9 protein-coding genes are annotated in these 20,301 nt (G+C 52.5%); 7 read left to right on the top strand and 2 right to left on the bottom strand.

The window, feature by feature from the left end:
• Positions 1-7 precede the first annotated feature (7 nt).
• The gene (locus tag DYU11_RS18225; protein WP_119669135.1) at positions 8-1,471 is read right to left on the bottom strand and encodes a BNR-4 repeat-containing protein; all 1,464 of its coding nucleotides are present in this window, start codon (positions 1,469-1,471) and stop codon (positions 8-10) included.
• Between the two features lie 205 nt (positions 1,472-1,676).
• Complete coding sequence (locus tag DYU11_RS18220) at positions 1,677-3,251, bottom strand: M28 family metallopeptidase (RefSeq protein ID WP_119669134.1); 1,575 nt, start codon at positions 3,249-3,251, stop codon at positions 1,677-1,679.
• A 314-nt stretch (positions 3,252-3,565) separates the two neighbouring features.
• On the opposite strand from DYU11_RS18220, the gene DYU11_RS18215 reads away from it, so the two are divergent.
• The 7 genes from DYU11_RS18215 (at position 3,566) to DYU11_RS18185 (ending at position 20,230) form a co-directional block, all read left to right on the top strand.
• On the top strand, positions 3,566-3,904 hold the full coding sequence (locus DYU11_RS18215) for a PadR family transcriptional regulator (protein ID WP_119669133.1): 339 nt from the start codon (positions 3,566-3,568) through the stop codon (positions 3,902-3,904).
• Positions 3,901-6,516 carry an ABC transporter permease gene (locus DYU11_RS18210; RefSeq protein ID WP_119669132.1) on the top strand — a complete coding sequence of 872 codons (2,616 nt, stop codon included), beginning with the start codon at positions 3,901-3,903 and terminating at the stop codon, positions 6,514-6,516. The genes DYU11_RS18215 and DYU11_RS18210 overlap by 4 nt, the downstream gene beginning before the upstream one ends.
• Before the next feature lie 4 nt (positions 6,517-6,520).
• Positions 6,521-9,214 carry an ABC transporter permease gene (locus tag DYU11_RS18205; RefSeq protein WP_119669131.1) on the top strand — a complete coding sequence of 898 codons (2,694 nt, stop codon included), beginning with the start codon at positions 6,521-6,523 and terminating at the stop codon, positions 9,212-9,214.
• A gap of 76 nt (positions 9,215-9,290) precedes the next feature.
• Entirely contained in the window at positions 9,291-11,969 is a 2,679-nt protein-coding gene (locus DYU11_RS18200; protein WP_119669130.1) for an ABC transporter permease, read from the top strand.
• An 84-nt stretch (positions 11,970-12,053) separates the two neighbouring features.
• On the top strand, positions 12,054-14,738 hold the full coding sequence (locus tag DYU11_RS18195; protein WP_119669129.1) for a permease prefix domain 2-containing transporter: 2,685 nt from the start codon (positions 12,054-12,056) through the stop codon (positions 14,736-14,738).
• Positions 14,739-14,834: 96 nt separating this feature from the next.
• Complete coding sequence (locus DYU11_RS18190; RefSeq protein WP_119669128.1) at positions 14,835-17,459, top strand: ABC transporter permease; 2,625 nt, start codon at positions 14,835-14,837, stop codon at positions 17,457-17,459.
• 83 nt (positions 17,460-17,542) lie between these two features.
• On the top strand, positions 17,543-20,230 hold the full coding sequence (locus DYU11_RS18185) for a permease prefix domain 2-containing transporter (protein ID WP_229365918.1): 2,688 nt from the start codon (positions 17,543-17,545) through the stop codon (positions 20,228-20,230).
• Positions 20,231-20,301: the final 71 nt, after the last annotated feature.

Raw genomic sequence — 20,301 nt, 5'->3', positions numbered from 1 at the left:
CAATCATTCATCGGACCGGTTGCGAAAAGACGGGTATCGGTTTTTCCATCTCCGCTGTCATTACAGGCGGCAGTTGAAACACCCGGCCTTTGTCATCGCAAAAATACAGGTTCGACGCCGACATCAGCCGGGCGTTTCCGTCGGCCCAGAGCGCGACGAACCCCGGCTGGTGGTTTACCGGTCGGCGCGGATACGAATGATTGCGCGTACTTCCGGGCGTAAGCGTCCGAATCCGCTGCCAGGTTTTGCCCGCATCGCGACTTTCGAGCAGCAGCAGATTACCGCCGGTTCCGAACGCCTGCGGCCCAGCCTCGACCGGCCCGATGATGCGCCAGACGTTTTTGTCCACGTACAGCGACCCCATATCGTAGTTGTGATCCGACTGCGCTACGTCATGGATCGACCAGCCCGTACCAGCCCAGTGCGCGACGTGCCATGCGTAGGGGCCGTTCTGTGGGCCGGGTTCGGGGCCCTGGCTGGTGATGTAGAGGATAATTGGCCGCCCGGCGGCATCGTAGTTCAGGTCACTGATGTACACATTCTGCCCTGCGCTTTGGTAGTCTTTCACCAGGGCGCTGTTCTGAACGTTGGTCAGCGGTAGGGTAACTGGCTTACCACCGGCCGTACGCCAGGTTTTGCCGAAGTCATTCGTTTCGACGTAGTACAGGTTCGTGCGGTAATCCAGGCCACTGCCGGTCTTCGTGTCCGGGTGGAAATTGAACGAACTGCCAATTTTGTTTCCCGATTGCCCGCTGGTCTGGTAATGTCCTTCCTCAATCACGCCAATGTCCTGCCAGGCCGACCAGCTGACGCCATCCGGGCTGGTGATGAAGCTGATCGTCCGGCGGGGTTTATTGGCACCGTACCGCAAAACACCCCGGTCGTAATGCGTCATCAGGTTCAGGAAGCCCCGGCCCGACTGGTAATAGCTCTGCACATACGAAAAATTGTCGAATGCCACCCGTTTCCCGGCACTATCTAAGCGCGTAGCCGGCACCTGTTCGAACGCATCAATCGTATACGGCCGGCGGCTGCGGTGGATGAACGACGGCCGTTCGGTACCGTGCGAGGTGGAGAAGATCCAGATGTAGCCTTTGTCGTCAAGTTGGATGACGGGATTATCGTGAGCGTCGTCGGTTTGTTTGTTGAGCAGCAGCGTCGGCCGCGATACCTGACCGGTTCGGTGGTCATAAAAGCCGACCATGTGGCATAGCTCCTTCGACGAAGAATCCATAACGCCCCCGTAGCAGAAGAATGTCCGCTGCACGGCCGGGGCATAGACTGAAAAGGGGTAGTGATTGGCCGGGTACGTACCTAATCCACCGCTGTACTTATGCGTATATTCGTTGCCCGTCTTCCCGATGAAATACCAGATGCCCCGGTAGCCTGTAGCTTTCTGGTTCAAGGTCTGAGTCTGCGCAGGGGTTGCACATAAGCTGGCCAGAAGCGCCAGAAGGAGTCGAAACGGCATAGTAAACTGGGGGCTGGTAACCACTAAAAGCGGGTTCTGACGCGTCGTTACTCACCGAAAATTACCGCACCCCTCCGGACAGCTTTGTTAACGAGCGGAAGTAGTTGTCTATCCAGCCCGTTGCCCGTCCAGCCAGTAAAAAAGGCGGCCTGGCCAGTGGGCCAAAACCGCCTTCCGAGAAGTTGACTGGTTAGTCGGCAACGTATTACCGGGTGGCCTGCTGAGCCGTAACGGGCTGTTTGGCCGGAATTTTCTGATCACGCATAGCCGCGTTGTACACGAAACTGGCCACGATGATGGCAGCCTGTTTCAGATCGTCGGGCTGCAGGTGATCGTAGGTGTCCATATTGGTGTGGTGCGTCCGGGTGTTATATTCGATACGATCCTGAATAAACTGGAAACCCGGTATGCCAAATCGATCGAACGAAAGGTGGTCGGTGCCGCCGGTATTCTGAATTGTGACGGTCGTAGCACCCAGGTCATTGACTGGCTTCAGCCACTGCGAGAAAATAGGTCCGGCGGCTTCGTTGCCTTGGAGATAGATACCCCGAATCTTGCCGGTTCCGTTATCGACGTTAAAGTAAGCGGATACGTTCTGTCCTTCTTTGGTCAACTGGTTCGTCGCGGTGTTGACCAGATGATTCGCTACGTAGTTCTTTGAGCCATGCAGTCCCTGCTCCTCGCCACTCCACAGCGCCAGGCGGATTGTCCGGCGGGGTTTGACACCGAGCGTTTTCAGAATGCGCACAGCCTCCATCATCACGGCGCTGCCGGCCGCGTTGTCGGTAGCACCGGTGGCGGCATGCCATGAGTCGAGGTGAGCCCCCAACATAACCACTTCCTCCTTTAGCTTCGGGTCGGTGCCGGGAATATCGGCCAGTACGTTGTACCCTTTGATGTCGTCGGCGAAAAACTTGGTTTTTACGTCCAGTTCCAGTTTTACCGGTACGTTCGCTTTCATCAACCGGCAAAGCATGAGGTAATCTTCCACCGCAATCGAGAGGTCTGCCAGATCGTCGGGCGTAGACCCCAGAGCCGCGTTGGCGTAGTCACCGCTGACGAACAGCGTACCGTCTTTGCTGGTCTGGGTGGTGTTCAGAATACCCAGCGCTCCTTCCTGCTTGGCCAGTTTGCGCATTTTCTGGTTGAACACGTTGCGCGACCGCATGGCCTGCATCAGCCGGCGCATACTGGAGTCGCCCTGCATCCGCTGCCCGCGCGATCCGGCGGCTTCACCGGCCATTTTCTGGAGTTCTTCATCGGTGAACCGGTCGGCATCGGCCTTGAACGAAGGGGATATTCTGAAGGACTGATCCAGCAGAATAACTTTATTTTTTAGTTTACTGCGGTAGTTTTCGAGGGCGGTCGTATCGGTTTCGCTGATGAACAGAATATCGGCGGCCTGTAGTTTATTGGTGCTGCCACTCCAGGCGCGGGGCACGGCGATCATCGACTTGTAATAGGGCGCGGTCATGGCTAAGTAGCAGCGCTCAACGGCCCAGCCTTTACCCCAGTCACCCCAGGCTTCCAGCTTAGCGTTCTGCAACCCCCATCCGGTCAGTTTGTCTTTGCACCAGTTGGCCGCTTTAACGTAGCCCGGCCCCTGAATGCGTGGCCCGTTGACGTCGGTAAGGTAGAACGCCGTTTCCATCACCTGCGACCGCTGCATACCCTCCTGACGAATCTTATCGAGGGTTGCCATGTCGAGTTTTTCATCCTGCCCGTAGGCCAGCACCGAACTGCCCAGCAACAGCCCAGCAACTAGTAATTTGTTTTTCATGCTTATAAATCAGGGGAAAGTAATAATCTCCCAAGTTAGTCACCAATCACCGGGAAATAGGCATCTGCAAACAGGTTATTGACCAAACATAATTATTTCTTAGCGCAGTACTACAATAGATAATTTCCCCAACGTGGCCGAACGGTTCGCATCTATAAGCCGAACAGTTTTGTCCTGAAGCGTACGTTTACGTGTCCGGTAGCGGACATCTGACAACGGCCGGTTTTTGCAAAACCTGCATTCTACTACGTATACTGAGATTTTTTCGTATTGGCAACCTATTTGCTCAGCAAAAATAGATTTAATACTTAGCTATGAAACGAACCTACTTAGGCGAGTTTGAAGAGATTGTGCTGCTGATGGTCGCGGGGATGGACGGGGAAGCGTACGGCGTCGGCATTACGCACAAACTAAACGAGGAAACCGACCGGTCGGTACGGCTCAATCAGGTCCACGCGGCCCTGCACCGCCTGCAGGAGAAAGGCATGGTCGCGTCGCGGCTGGGCGACCCCACACCCGAGCGCGGTGGCCGCCGGAAGCTGCTGTTCACCGTAACGGCCTACGGCTACCGAACCCTGCAGGAAATTAAGGCTGTGCGGGCGCAGCTCTGGAGCACCGTACCCATTACACCAAAACTGGCCACCAGTCTATGAACCCCAAGTGCCATCCACCCCACCTCGCCGACCGCCTGCTGGAGTGGTTCGTGGCTCCGCACCAGTTGGAAACCCTGCAAGGTGACCTGCACGAGGAGTTCACGTATCAGGTCGAGCGCGTGGGTGTTTGGCGGGCGCGGTGGCGCTATTGGCGGGATGTGCTGGGATTCATTAGGCCTTATGTGATTAAGCGTCAAAGAAATGAATATCCAAACCCAACAAACACGGACATGATCGAAAATTATTTCAAAATCGCCTGGCGCAATCTGATCCGGGCGAAGGGCTATGCACTCATCAACATTGGTGGGTTGGCCGTAGGCATGGCTGTGGCGATGCTGATTGGTCTGTGGGTTTGGGACGAACTGAATTTTGATAAATCATTTGCCAATTACGACCGCATTGCGCAGGTGATGCAGCATCAGACCTACAACGGCAAGATTGGCACCCAGACAGCTATTCCGTTTCCGCTGGGTGATGAATTACGCCGGAACTATGGCGAATCGTTCAAACACGTTCTGATGGCGACCTGGATAGAGCCGCGTGTGTTGACCGTTGGGGATAAAACCATCTCGAAGAGCGGCCTTGCGATTGAGCCGCAGGCTCCCGCCATGCTCACGCTGTCCATGCGTAAAGGCACATGGGCCGGACTAACCGAGACCGCGTCGATCCTGCTGTCCGAATCGACCGCCCGCGACCTATTCGGCGAGGCTGATCCCATGAACAAACTCATCCGGCTCGATGATAAAACGACGGTGAAAGTAACCGGCGTGTACGAAGACCTACCGCAAAACTCGTCGTTTAGCACGATGTCCTTTATAACACCCTGGGAGTTGTTTCTGTCCGAACGAACCTGGGTTCGGGCTATGGAAAATCCGTGGCGTTCCAACTCCTTCCAGTTATTCGTTCAGTTGACCGAGCAGGCGGATATTGGTAAGGTGTCGGCCAAAATCAGGGATGTTAAGATGAAAAACATTCGGCCCGAAGAGCGACGGTATCAGCCGCAGGTGTTCCTGAATCCAATGCGGCAATGGCATCTGTACTCCGAGTTTACAGGAGGCATTCGCACTGGTGGCCTCATTCAGTTCGTGTGGTTGTTCGGCAGTATTGGCGTGTTCGTGCTGTTGCTGGCCTGTATCAATTTCATGAACCTCAGCACGGCCCGCTCGGAAAAACGGGCGAAGGAGGTCGGCATCCGCAAAGCTGTTGGCTCGTTGCGGGGGCAGTTGATTACGCAGTTTTTCGGCGAATCGCTCCTGGTGGTAGCCCTGGCATTCGGGCTGGCGTTAGCAGTGGTAGTGCTCACCCTGCCCACTTTTAATCAGGTAGCTGATAAGCAGATACCCCTGCCGTGGACCAATCCTGTTTTCTGGCTATTGGGTCTGGGTATTACGGTGTTCACGGGACTGATTGCGGGCAGCTATCCGGCCTTGTATCTGTCGGCGTTCAAACCCCTCAATGTCTTGAAAGGAACCTTCAGAGCAGGGCGTTTTGCGGCCGTTCCGCGTCGGGTGCTGGTCGTTGTTCAGTTCACTGTTTCCATCACGCTGATTGTCGGCACCCTCATCGTATTTCGTCAGATTCAGTTTGCCAAAAATCGACCCGTTGGTTACAGCCGGGCCGGACTGGTAAGGCTGGCGGGTACAGAAAACACGCACAAATACATTGATGTGATCCGAAGTGAGCTAAAAACAGCGGGGGTCATTGCCGAACTGGCGGAGTCAGGTACACCAGCCACCGATGTCTGGAGTACCAACGGTGGTTTTGAGTGGCGGGGTAAAGACCCTGGTCTATCGGTAGACTTTCCGAATGCGGGCGTATCCTATGAGTTTGGCCAAACGCTTGGCTGGCAACTCGTGGCCGGCCGGGATTTTTCGCGGGCGTTCGGCACGGACTCCGCCGGGTTCATCATCAACGAAACGGCTGCGAAGTTCATGGGTTTCAAAAATCCGCTGGGTGAAATTGTCCGCTGGGACGGGCATCCATTCACCATCATCGGGGTGGTGAAGGATATGGTTGTTGAATCACCTTATCAATCCATCCGTCCATCCATTTACCATTTAGACCCGAACAACGGCAGTTTTGTAATTGTCAGAATCAACCCGGCGGTTAGCACCGGTCAGGCATTGGCGGGTATCGAAACCGTATTCAAAAAATACAACCCGGCTATTCCGTTCGACTACCGGTTTATCGATCAGGAATACGCCCGAAAATTTGGCGACGAAGAGCGAATCGGTACCCTGGCGTCCATCTTTGCGGTACTCGCTATTTTCATTTCCTGCCTGGGGCTATTCGGCTTAGCTTCGTTTACGGCTGAGCAACGCACGAAGGAGATCGGTGTCCGAAAAGTGCTGGGGGCGTCCGTACTCAACTTGTGGGGGTTACTTTCCAGAGACTTTGTCGGACTGGTTGCCATCGCCTTCGGCATTGCCACTCCCGTCGCCTGGTATTTCCTCAGCAACTGGCTTCAGCAATACGACTACCACACGAATATCTCGTGGTGGATTTTCGGCGTGACGGGTTCAGGGGCTGTCCTGATAACTCTATTGACCGTCAGTTATCAAAGCATTAAAGCCGCGTTGATGAATCCAGTCAAGTCTTTACGCAGCGAGTAAACTTATGCAGCACTCACCAAAGCCCCCACCCCGTCTGGCTGACCGTCTGTTGGCATGGTTCGTGGCTCCGCACCGGCTGGAAACCCTGCAGGGTGACCTGCATGAGGAGTTCGCTTATCAGGTCGAGCGCGTGGGCGAACGGCGGGCGCGGTGGCGCTACTGGCGCGACGTGTTGGGCTTTGTGCGGCCTTACATCATCAAGCGTAAAACAAATGAATATCCAAACCCAACAAATACGGACATGATTCTCAATAACCTGCTGATTGCCTGGCGCAGCTTAAAGCGCAATCGGAGTTTCACCGCGTTGAATGTACTGGGGCTGAGCGTGGGCGTGGCCGCAGCCCTTTTGCTGTTCATGACAGTGCGCTACGAGCTCAGTTTTGATAGATTCCACACTGAACCAGACCGCATCTACCGCGTCGTGCGGGAGCAGGTACTCGCCAACGGCGACAAGGAGGTTACGCCGGGGAATCCGCTGCCGATGGCGGCTGCGCTGAAAACGGATATTCCGCAGTTTGAGACAATCGTACCCGTTTTTGGGACGCTTGACCCGCAGATTACCGTACTGGGCAGCAACCCTAACGCGACGAACTCGGCTACCAAGTTTCTTGAGGACGACGAAGGCATGATCGTCGGGCCGGAATTTTTCCAACTCTTTAACTTCCGCTGGCTCATTGGTCAGCCCGACGCGCTGGCGCAACCGAATGTAATGGCGTTGTCGAAAACGTTTGCCGAGAAATATTTCGGTGATGCACAGCAGGCGGTGGGTAAGTTCCTGCGCATCAACAACCACACGACCATGCGCGTGGTGGGCGTACTCGCCGATGCTCCACTCAATACCTCGTTCCCGATGAATATCGTGATTTCGTATGCGACGAAACAAGCAGATAAGTCTGCGGAGCGGTTTGGGTTTGGTTCGTTTGATGATTGGGGCAGTACATCGAGCAACGACCAGATTTTTATCCGGTTGCCGCGTAATTTCCCTGTATCTTCAGCCGATGCTCTTCTAGAAAAATTTTCGCGCAAACACTACGACGGGCGCGACAAAGATAAAAAAACGCACTTTCTCAGTCCGCTGGCCGACCTGCACCACGATAACCGATACGATACGTTTTCCAACAAAGTGGCTGTCGTGTCTCTACAACGTATCTGGAACCTGGCCATCGTAGGTGGACTGTTGCTGCTGATGGCCTGCGTTAACTTCGTTAACATTGCCTCGGCACTGGCTACCCGGCGGGCCAAAGAAGTGAGCGTTCGGAAGGTACTCGGTAGTCAGAAGGGCCAGTTGATTCTACAGTTTCTCACTGAAACGTTTCTGATGGTGTTCGTATCGTTGCTGCTGGGCGTTGGACTGGCCTATGTAGCCCTGCCTTTCGTCAGCACCCTGTTCAACATCCCTGCGCAGGCATCGCTGTATTTTGGCCCCGGCTTAGGTTTACCGCTACTCGGGTTACTCGTACTACTTACATTGCTGGCAGGTCTGTATCCGGCCTTGATTTTATCGTCGTTTTCTCCGCTCGACATGTTCCGCAAGCAAATTTCGCGGGGCTGGCTCCGGCAGCCGTTACTCCGAGGCATTTCGCTCCGTCAGAGCCTGATTGTGTTTCAGTTTGCTTCGGCGATGGTGCTCATCATCAGTACGGTGATTAACCTGCGTCAGATGGACTATCTGAGCCGCATGGATTTAGGCTTTAATAAAGAGGGCATTTTTAATTTCGGGATGGATACCGAATACGGTACCCGAAATGCCACCTTACGCAATGAACTACTGCGGATTCCAGGCGTTTCCGCCGTTACGTTTTCGTCGGATGTGCCGTCGTCCGACAGCCGGTGGCAAAGCACGTTTGCCTTCACTAATCTTTCGAAAAACGAAGATTTCATCGCATCGCTGAAGATGGCCGACGGCAACTACTTCAAAACCCACGGTATAACCTTTCTGGCAGGTGCCCCTTACGCGGTCAATGATACGCTTCCCAAGTTTGTGGTGAACGAAACACTGCTCAAGAAGCTGGGGGTGAAGAACCCGGCCTCGGTCGTGGGTAGAAACCTACGATTAGGCGGTGCTACCGGTCCCATTGTAGGTGTAGTAAAGGATTTCCACACCAACTCGGCGCGGGACGGGGGCGTTCAGCCGCTTCTTCTTACGCCATCACAGAAGTTCTATTATGCAGGTAGTGTGAAAATACGTTCGCAAAACCTGGCGCAAACGGTAGAACGTATTAAGGCTACCCATGCCCGTGTCTTTCCCGAAGTGGCGTTTGTCGGCCGTTTTTACGAAGAAAGCCTGAATGCGTATTACAAAGCGGAAGAGCAGATGGGCTGGCTTTACCGCGCCTTCGCCGGACTGACCATCTTCATTGCCTGCCTGGGCTTGTTCGGCTTAGCGGCCTTCACTGCCGAGCAGCGCACGAAAGAGATTGGCATCCGGAAAGTACTCGGTGCGTCCGTGGCCGGTATTGTGGCTCTGCTAAGCAAAGATTTTCTCAAACTGGTTGTCATTGCGATCGGCATAGCATCGCCAATTGCCTGGTATCTAATGAGCCAGTGGCTTCAGGACTTCACCTATCGCATCGACATCGAATGGTGGGTATTTGCCGTAGCGGGTTTGCTGGCGGTTGGCATTACCCTGCTAACGGTTAGTTTCCAAAGTATTAAGGCCGCGTTGATGAATCCGGTCAAATCCTTACGGAGTGAATAGATAGCTGGGGGCAGGGGCATAGGGCGAAGGCTAATACCAAGTCCGGCCCTACGCCCCCAGCCCTAAACCCTTTGCCATGAACCCTAAGCCCCCTGCCGGATCGCCGGACCGCCCTACCCCACCCCGCCTGGCCGACCGCCTGTTGGAATGGTTCGTAGCTCCCCACCGGCTGGAGACCCTGCAAGGTGACCTCCACGAGGAGTTTGCCTACCAGGTCGGGCGCGTGGGTGAGCAACGGGCCAGGTGGCGCTACTGGCGCGAGGTGCTGGGATTCATTAGGCCCTATGTGATTAAGCGTGCTAAAAGTGAGTACACAAGTCCTTTTTTACTAAGTTCTGTTATGCTACGTAATTATTTCAAAATCGCCTGGCGCAACAGCATCAATCAAAAGATGCACAGTGTATTAAGCGTTGGTAGCCTATCTGTAGCAATAACCGCAGCCATCCTGATTATGATGTGGGTGCAAAACGAGTTACGGTTTGATACCTATCACTCAAGTATCGATCGGATTTTTCTGGTTACTAATCAGCACCAGTCAGACATCGCTCAGAATGTTATTGTGGAAAATAGTCCTTATCTACTGGCAGCTGCTATGAGGCAACAGTTGCCTGACGTTGAACTGGTTACCCACATGGCCAGGTCACAGAAAAACGAAGTAACGTTAAACGTTAATGGCAACTACTTCACAGAGGAATTTACTGTCTATGTAGATCAAGACTGGTTTCGGATGTTTCGTTATGAGTTTCTGGCTGGAAGCTGGCAGTCTTTTCTTGCCCATCCATACAGCCTGATGCTGACACAATCAAAAGCCCGGCAGCTTTTCAATGATATCAATGTTACGGGCAGACGAATACGTATTGACTCAACGGAATACGTGGTTCAGGCCGTTGTCAAAGATAATCCCGTCAATTCCAGCTTTCAATTCGATGTTTATATTCCACTATCGGTAAAACTTATCACCAAAACCCAGCGAGAGGAAGCACAATACTGGTTGTACCCTACTCACAAAACATTCGTCCGGCTCCGCCCGTCGGCTAACCCAACCCAGACAGCACAGGCGATTGCTGCCCTGTACAAAGCAAATCGAGATAAAGATGACCTGTCTCCATCCCTTCTCCCTTTACAAGCACTCCATTTCCAGACGAACTTCAACATCACAGCGTTCGAACATACTGACGTTCGGAATGTGAACATCTTCACACTGCTAGCTCTGGTGTTACTAGTGAGCGCCTGCGTTAACTATGTGAATTTGTCCATTGCCAGAACGGGGATACGTTCCAAGGAAATCGGTATTCGAAAGATAGTTGGGGCTGGTCGTAGTCAGTTATTCAGTCAAATCATGGCTGAATCGGCGTTAATCAGCCTTATTGCTATTATGCTGTCCGTCCTACTGGCAAACGTTTGTCTTCCGGCGTTCAATACTTTTACCAATAAACAATTCATCTTTGATCTGACCGAATGGCATATTAGTAAACTACTGCTTGGAACGTGGGTAGTTACTTTATTGCTCATCAGTGTCTATCCAGCGTTGCTACTCTCTTCCATTAATCCTCTCAATCTGTTTAGAGGAGCCGGACTCTTCCAGGTCAGGAACACTTCCATTCGCAAAGGCCTGATAACGGTGCAATTCAGCATTACCGTTCTTATGGTGATCGGGGTAATTGTCGTGTACCGGCAGATTGAGTATATGCAACGGCAGCACAACGCCTACAATCGCAGTCAGTTGTTGACCATCCAGGTCCCCGATGAACACGTAGTAATTTCCAGCTTCGAGCAAGCTCAGGAACAAACCAAAAAGTTACAGTTTCGGCTGGAAGCTTTGAAGCAGCACCTTTTGACCCAAGCGGCTATAAAACAGGTGGCGCGAATGAATCTGGAATCCGTCGTCAATGATGGCTATAGAATATCGGGGGGTATTGACTGGGACGGTCGTTCTCCCGACTACCAACCCTCTTACGTCAGTTACGGAGCGGACTCGGATCTCAATACGATCATGAAATTCAAACTAGTGCAAGGTCGGTGGTTTGATAAAGCGATCAGTTCGGACAAAGAAAACACAATTCTTAATGAGACCGCCGTCAAGCAGTTCGGCTTAACCCAACCCGTTATTGGGAAACGGTTTAATGAGGGCGTCATTATTGGGGTAGTTAAAGATTTTTACTATCAAAACATGCATGAAAAGATTGGTCCGGTAGTCATAAAAGCCAACTTACCCAACAGCCGCTCTTTTCTAATCGAAACGCAACCTGGTCAAGCTGTCCCGGCGTTGAACCAAGCCATAGCAGCGTTCAAATCTGCTTTCCCCGACCAGCCCTTGTTTTATTCATTCATGGACGAAGAGTTCGAAGCGCTTTACCGCAACGATACAAAGGCGCTACAGTTCATGTCGATAATTTCGGGTCTGAGCATCCTGATTTCCTGTATGGGTTTGTTAGGTATAACAGCCCTTTCTACAGAGCAACGTCAGAAAGAAATTGGCATTCGCAAAGTACTCGGCGCATCGGTCGCCAGCATCGTCGCATTACTTTCCAAAGATTTTTTAAAACTGGTCTTGGTCGCTATCGTAATTGCCTCTCCCGTTGCCTGGTACGCAGTGAACCGCTGGTTGCAAGACTTTGCTTATAAGGTTTCCATTGAGTGGGGGGTGTTCGCTCTAGCGGGTGTATTCGCTCTATTTGTAGCCTTGCTAACGGTCAGCATCCAAAGTGCTAAGGCGGCTCTGATGAACCCAGTGAAGTCCTTACGTAACGAATAAATTGCTTGGGGCAGGGGGTGTAGGGCGAAGGGTACTACCAAGTCCGGCTCCCCGCCCTACGCCCCCAGCCCTAAACCCTTTGCCATGAACCCTAAGCCCCCTGCCGGATCGCCGGACCGCCCTACCCCACCCCGCCTGGCCGACCGCCTGTTGGAATGGTTCGTAGCTCCCCACCGGCTGGAGACCCTGCAAGGTGACCTCCACGAGGAGTTTGCCTACCAGGTCGGGCGCGTGGGTGAACAGCGGGCCAGGTGGCGCTACTGGCGCGAGGTGCTGGGATTCATTAGGCCCTATGTGATTAAGCGTAAATCGAGTGAGTATCCAACCCCAACCAACTTCGACATGATCCGGAACTATCTTAAAATTACGCTGCGCCAACTATGGTACAATCGCATGGTTACTCTGTTGAATGTACTGGGCCTAAGCATTGGATTAGCGACTTGTTGGGTTGTGTACCGAATGGCAAGTTTCGAATTCAGCTTTAACACGAATCACCCAGCCCATGATCGAATCTACCGGGTTGTGAGCCGGTCTATTTTCGACGGCAAAGAATCAGGCAATCCTGGTGTACCAATACCAATGCTAAACGTTATACGCGCTCAATTGCCCGGTGCAGACTTGTCCGTACCGGTGTTTGAACAGCGAATGCAGAATCTTCAGGTACTCCGACCGAAAAAAGGAATTCAGAACGTCAAAAAACCGAAAGGAATTTTCGCGACCGAGCCGGACTATTTCTCGCTGGTCTCCAACACGTTTTTAATTGGGTCGGCTGCTGCACTTTCCCAGCCATATCAGGTAATTCTGACCCAAAACCGGGCTACCCAATATTTTCCAGGGATGTCGTCAAAAGAGGTAATTGGTCAGGAAATAATCTATTGGGACACGCTACGGGTTCGAGTGGCAGGTGTGGTGACTGACCCGCCCATCAACACAGACTTTGTCGGCCATGAATTTCTTTCTCTTTCCTCAATGCGCCTAACACCCGATGTCAGTGAGTGGGGGGAAGTTAGTGCTACTACGCAAGTCTTCGTGAGGCTCAATGCGAACGCGCAGCCGTCGGCAGTCGAACGACGCCTAAACGCCCTTGCCCAAAAATACACAGCTACTATCCACAAAGAAGGTGTACCTTTTACCCGATGGCATCTGCTTCAGCCTCTATCTGATTTGCACTTTGACGCCGACTACGCCAACGATTCTCGTACCGCCAGTAAAGAGCTATTGTACGGATTGATGAGTCTGGCTGGATTTATTCTCCTATTAGCCACTATCAATTACGTTAATCTGGTCACGGCTTTAGTACCGCAACGCGCCCGGGAAATCAGCATTCGTAAGACGCTTGGCAGCAGCCGCTGGCTGCTGGTCGTCCACTTTTTATGTGAGACGCTGCTGGTGGTTTCGCTGGCAATGCTTATCGCTTTCGCTCTGACGAACCTGTTTTTTACGGGCTTCGGTGATCTGCTTCCTGCTGGAACGGCCGAGTACACCAATCCACCACTCGCTATTAGTTTTGCGATTGTCTTATCATTGGTCGTAACCAGTCTAGCAGGCATCTACCCTGGCTGGCTTATCGCCCGTTTACAACCCCTTGCTGGATTACAGAAGCGACTGGGAATTGGTCTTGGATCCTCAACGCTTACATTACGTAAAAGCTTAATTGTCTTTCAGTTTATCATTTCACAAACCTTCATTGTCGGTACGTTACTAATGGGGCAACAACTCCGTTTTGCGCTCGGTCAGCCAATGGGTTTTAACCGGGAAGCAGTAGTACTGGCGCGAACACCGTATTGGGACTACAAAGACGAAGGGCGCCGGTTTGTATTGAAAACCGAACTCCAGAAGTTGCCCGGAATAGCAGCTATAAGTCTCGGAGATGCCCCCGCAACGGACTACTTTAATAATAACGTCTGGAGTTACCAAGGCAAAAAAGGCAAAGTATCTGTATCGCTCTATCGAAAATTTATAGATACTGATTACCTCAAGTTTTACGGAATACCTCTGTTAGCTGGGCGTAATGTTTTACCCAGCGATACTATTCGTGAGTATGTCATCAATGAAGCGGCCGCGAAAGCTTTCGGCTTTAAGCAGCCCAAAGATGCAGTCGGAAAAATTCTGACTGAAGAAGAAGGAGCCTCGTTTCCAGTAGTTGGCGTTGTAAAAGATTTCCATAGTCAATCGTTCCACGAAAAGATTTCGCCAACGGTACTGTTAATGACGAAAAGTAACCTTCTAACCGTCAACATAAAATTAGCCTTTGATAAACCGGCTTACTGGCAACAGACCCTTGAACAGGCAGCCACCAAATGGAAGGAATTCTATCCGGATGAACCATTTGAGTATCGGTTTTACGACGCTCAGTTAGCCGATTTTTATCAAAATGAGATGGCCCAAAGCCGGATCATCAACTTGGCCACGGCGGTATCCATTCTGATTTCATGCTTTGGTTTATTTGGGTTGGCGACCCTTATATCCACTCAACGCACTAAAGAAATCGGCGTCCGCAAAATCCTCGGCGCGTCAGTAGCCAGCATCGTAGCGTTGTTGAGCAAAGATTTCCTTAAACTGGTCCTGGTCGCCATTATTATTGCCTCGCCCATTGCCTGGTACGGCATGCATCAATGGCTACAAGGTTTTGCCTACAAGATTGACATTGAGTGGTGGATGTTTGCCCTGGCCGGTGTACTGGCTACGGTAGTCACCATCTTAACCGTCTGTTTTCAAGCTATCAAAGCGGCTCTGATGAACCCGGTGAAATCGCTACGTAACGAATAAACGCCTGGAGCAGGGGTCATAGGGCGAAGGGGAATACCAAGTCCGCCCCCCGCCCTACGCCCCCAGCCCTAAACCCTTTGCCCTAAACCCTTTGCCATGAACCCCACGCCCCAACCCCCTCGCCCTCCACGCACCGCCGACCGCCTGTTGGAATGGTTCGTGGCTCCGCACCGGCTGGAAACCCTACAGGGCGACCTGCACGAGGAGTTCGCTTATCAGGTCGAGCGCGTGGGTGAGCGCCGGGCGCGGTGGCGCTACTGGCGCGAGGTGCTGGGCTTTGTCAGGCCCTATGTGATTAGGCGTAAATCGAGTGAGTATCCAAACCCAACCAATCTTACTATGCTCCGCAACTATCTCAAAGTCGCTTTCCGGAATCTGGTCAGGCACAAAGGTTATTCTGCTATCAATATTGGTGGTTTAGCTACTGGTATGGCCGTGGCCATGTTGATTGGTTTGTGGATTTACGACGAATTGTCGTTCGACAACTATTACGCGAACTATAGCCGGATTGCCAGAGTAATCGAACAGCAAACTACAAACGGAACAACCTTTACATCAAATGCCATTGCTATTCCCCTTCGGGCCGCCCTACAAAACGAACATAGCAGTGATTTTACACATCTGGCGCTTTCGTCCTGGACACAGGAGTACATTCTTGCTTTTGGAGAGAACAAGTTCACCAAAATGGGGAACTACGTTGAGTCTGAGTTTGCCCGAATGCTGCCCTTGAAGATGGTGAAAGGGAGTCAGAATGGGCTTGACAACCCGGCTTCTATTCTACTGTCGGAATCAGTAGCTAATGCACTTTTCGGCACGGCTGATCCAATCAACAAAATCATCAAAGTAAATAATAAACAGTACGTTAAGGTGACGGGCGTTTATGAAGACTTCCCTTACAACACTGAATTCCGGCTGGTCACGTTTCTGCTTTCATGGCAACAATATCTGGTCGATCAGCCCTGGGTGAAACGCTCAGAAAACAACTGGGGCAACAACTCCTTTCAACTGTTTGTAGAGATTGCCCCGAATACCGATTTCGAGCACGTTTCGGCAAAAATCAGTAAAATTAAAGCCCGACATGCCAAGGATGAAGCCCGATTCAATCCTGTTGAGATACTCCACCCCATGTCCCGCTGGCACCTGTATTCAGATTGGGAGAACGGTGTACTGCTTCGGGGACGTATTCAATTCGTCTGGCTTTTTGGCACCATCGGTGTATTCGTGCTGCTGCTGGCCTGTATCAACTTCATGAATTTAAGTACTGCCCGATCTGAGAAACGCGCTAAAGAAGTTGGGATTCGCAAGGCGGTTGGTTCGTTACGAAGTCAGCTGGTCACTCAGTTTTTTAGCGAGTCGTTTCTGGTAGTATTGCTTGCCTTGTCGTTGTCCTTGTTGCTTGTTCAACTCGCCCTACCGTGGTTTAACGAGATTGCCGATAAAAAGACGTCTATTCCGTGGACGAATCCAGTGCTTTGGGGTATCGGCCTAGGTCTGAGCTTATTAACTGGTTTTATTGCCGGTAGTTATCCGGCGTTCTACTTATCCTCCTTCCAGCCGGTCAAAGTGCTGAAAGGAACCGTTCGCGTTGGGCGGCTGGCATCCATTCCCCGTAAAGCGTTGGTTGTTGTACAATTCACGGTATCGATCACCCTTATCATTGGTACCACTATCGTTTTTCGTCAGATCCAACACGCCAAAGACCGCCCGGTTGGGTACGACCGAAGCGGACTGCTCACTGTGTTAATGAACACTCCTGATTTTTACGGACATTATGACGCAATCCGCAATGAACTGATGCGTACTGGTGCTGCCGTAAACATGGCTGAAACTTCGAGTCCAACCACCGATCTATGGGCAACGGACGCAAGTTTTAGCTGGAAAGGTAAAGCTCATAACCAGATAGGTGATTTTGGTACGGTTGCCGTTACGCATGACTTCGGCCGGACAGTGGGTTGGCAGTTCAAGCAGGGGCGTGACTTTTCACGCGATTTTTCGACCGATTCACTCGGCATAATCGTCAATGAAAAAGCCGTGAAATTTATGGGGTTCAAAAACCCGATTGGCGAGTTTGTTACGTGGAACGGCAAGACTTATTCCATCGTCGGCGTGGTAAAAGACGTGCTTATGAGTTCGCCCTTTGAGCCGGTTAAGCCGACCGTTTTCCTGCTCGACTACGACTGGGCCAACTTGATCCTCGTCAAACTGAACCCTCAACTGAGTGCCAGCGAAGCGTTGAATCGGATTGAACCCGTCTTTCGCAAATACAACCCCGGTAGCCCGTTCGATTACAAGTTTGCCAGCGACGAATACGACCAGAAATTCCGCACCGAAGAGCGTATTGGCCAGCTATCCACCGTTTTTGCTTTTCTGGCAATCTTTATCTCTTGCCTTGGCTTATTCGGCTTGGCTTCCTTTATGGCTGAGCAACGGACGAAAGAGATTGGCGTCCGCAAAGTGCTGGGGGCTTCGGTAATCAATTTATGGCAACTACTCTCGAAAGACTTTGTGGTGTTAGTCATGATCTCGTTGCTGATCGCATACCCGCTGGCCTATTACTTTATGAGTAATTGGTTGCAGCAGTATCAATACCGCTCCGACATTACCTGGTGGATTTTTGCTGCAGCGGGTGCTGGTGCGCTAGTCATTACGGTATTGACGGTCAGTTTCCACAGTGTCAAAGCCGCCCTGATGAACCCAGTGAAATCACTACGTAACGAATAAACGCCTGGGGCCGGGGGCGTGGGGCGAAGGGTACTACCACGCCCGGTTCCCCACCCCATGCCCCCGGCCCTAAACCCTTTGCTATGACCCCCAAGCCCCCTGCCGGATCGCCGGACCGCCCTACCCCTCCGCGCACCGCCGACCGCCTGCTGGAATGGTTCGTGGCTCCGCATCGGCTGGAAACCCTGCAGGGCGACCTGCACGAGGAGTTTGCCTACCAGGTCGGGCGCGTGGGTGAGCGCCGGGCCAGGTGGCACTACTGGCGCGAGGTGCTGGGCTTTGTCAGGCCTTATGTCATGAAGCGTCAACCAAACGAATATTCCTCACCTCATTTACTCAGTCCCGCTATGATTCGTAATTATCTAAAAATCGCCTGGAGAAGCCTCTGGAAAAATCGTCTTTTTACGCTCCTCAACAGTGCCGGGCTGGCCATTGGTTTGTCTGTGGCTCTGTTGCTTCTGCTTTACGTCCGCGACGAAAGAGCCTTTGATCGGCACTACACCAACGCCGACCGAATTGCCCGGATAACGCTTACGGCCTCTTTCGACGGGGAAACCATGCACTGGGGCAACGCGCCTAATATCGTCGGCCCAACCATGAAGGCTCAGTTACCCGGTATCGAGGAGCAGGTGCGCTTTCTACGCCACAACTACGGACAGACGGCCTTCGTAAACGCCATCGGCTTCGCCAGCAAATTTGCCGAGACCCGGTTATACTGGGCCGATAGCACCTTGTTCAAGGTGTTTGATATTCCGCTGCTCGTGGGTAATCCAAACACAGCGTTGGCTGGACCTGACCGGGTGATTCTGAGCCAATCGACCGCCCGGCGGTACTTTGGCACCGCTAACCCGCTTGGCAATGTGCTGAACGTGGATGGGCAACAAAAACTGGAAGTAACCGGCGTCTACGCCGATCTGCCCGCCACCGCTACACTCGATGCTGACCTTATCGGTTCGTGGGCCAGCGTCAAATGGGCCAGTAACCCAACAAACCAGAGCTGGAGCAATGCCAGTTTTGAAACGTATCTGCTGGTCCGGCCGGAAACGGACCTGACCCGACTCGCCGGGCAGATGAATGCAATCCTTGAAAGGAACGTCAAACCGGGCGATCGCTTCTACACCCTCGGTCTGCAGCCATTAACGGACGTACATCTGCACTCACCCGGCTTCACGAACACCAGTACGGACCGGGTGGGCGACCAAAGCCAGGTGAACATTCTCCTCATACTGGCCATTGTGATTTTGGTTATCGCCGGAATTAATTACATGAATCTGGCCACTGCTCAATCACAGGTACGGAGTCGGGAGGTAGGCATCAATAAGGCCGTTGGTGCTACCCGTACGCAACTAATCGGGCGTTTTTACACGGAAACAACACTGGTTGTGACCGGGTCCCTGCTGCTCGGAATCGGGTTAGTGGTTATCAGCCTGCCTTTCTTCAATGATCTGGCCGAAAAACAGCTTACGCTTGGCTCGCTGCTTACCCCCGACATGCTAGGCAATCTGCTGGTCCTGGGATTGCTCGTTATTTTACTACCCGGCCTGTACCCCGCTTTGCACTTGTCGCGATTTTCGGCCAAACACCTGATGAACCCCAGCTACCGTTCGTCTACAGGTGCGGGTTGGCTCAGACGGTCGCTGGTGGTGGCTCAGTTCACGGCTTCGCTTATTTTGATCATCAGTACGTTCCTGTTCTATCGGCAGCTACAGTACATCCAGCAGCGAAAACTGGGTTACGAACCTACTCAGGTAGTAGCGGTGTCAACGGCAGCCGTACCCTCCAAAGAGCACATGGAATCCTTGACAAACGATTTTCGGTCGTTGAGCAGCATCGACGAAGTGTGCCGGGCGCAGACGTATCCGGGCAAGACAGGAAGCGGGCGTTCACTCAACAAACCCCTCGACGACAAAGCCTCTACGTATATCACAACGAACCGGGTTACCTCTGACTTCATCAAAGTTCTGGGCCTTAAACTGCTGGCGGGTACAACATTGCCTGCGGCTAAGTCGGATAAACTCGACACTGACAACGAAAGCGACACGACGGTTCAAATCGTGTTGAACAAAACGGCGGTTGATTTCTTAGGCTACACTCCCGAACAGGCCATTGGCAAAAAAGCGCCGGGTGTGTTTGATAACAATGCCGAAATTGTAGGCGTAGTGGACGACTTTCATTTCCAGTCGCTGCACCAGCCCATCGGCGCGTACGGCTTTCACAACGCCAATACGGAAAACCGTACGTTTCTGCTGGTGCGTACCCAAACCCGTAATCTGCCGGAAACGATGCGGCAGTTGCAGGCAGCCTACCAGAAAAACCTGCCCGATGCCGCTTTTGAGTACGTTTTCCTCGATCAGTATTTAAACAATCTGTACCGGAGTGAGCAGCGTACCGCCCGGGTTGTCCTGATATTTGCCGGGTTGGCTATTCTGATTGCCTGTCTTGGCCTGTTTGGACTGGCTGCGTTCACCGCCGAGCAACGGACGAAAGAGATTGGCATCCGGAAAGTAATGGGTGCCAGTGTGACGAACCTCGTCGTACTGCTTTCCGGAGACTTTCTAAAGCTGATCCTGGTGGCTATCGTCATAGCCTCGCCAATGGCCTGGTGGGGCATGCACCAATGGCTGCAAAACTTCGCCTATAAGATTGATATCGAGTGGTGGGTCTTTGCGCTGGCCGGCTTGTTAGCCGCTGGCATTTCCCTGCTAACGGTCAGTTTCCAAAGCATCAAAGCGGCTTTGATGAACCCGGTGAAGTCGTTACGGAGTGAGTAAATCGCCTGGGGCTGGGGGCGTGGGGCAAGGGGTGACACCCAGTCCAGCTCCCCGCCCTACGCCCCTAGCCC

This window comes from Fibrisoma montanum (genome assembly GCF_003583365.1).
Taxonomy (GTDB): Bacteria; Bacteroidota; Bacteroidia; order Cytophagales; family Spirosomataceae; genus Fibrisoma; species Fibrisoma montanum.
Note: the sequence above shows the minus strand (reverse complement) of the source record. Positions and strands in the feature narration are given on the sequence as shown.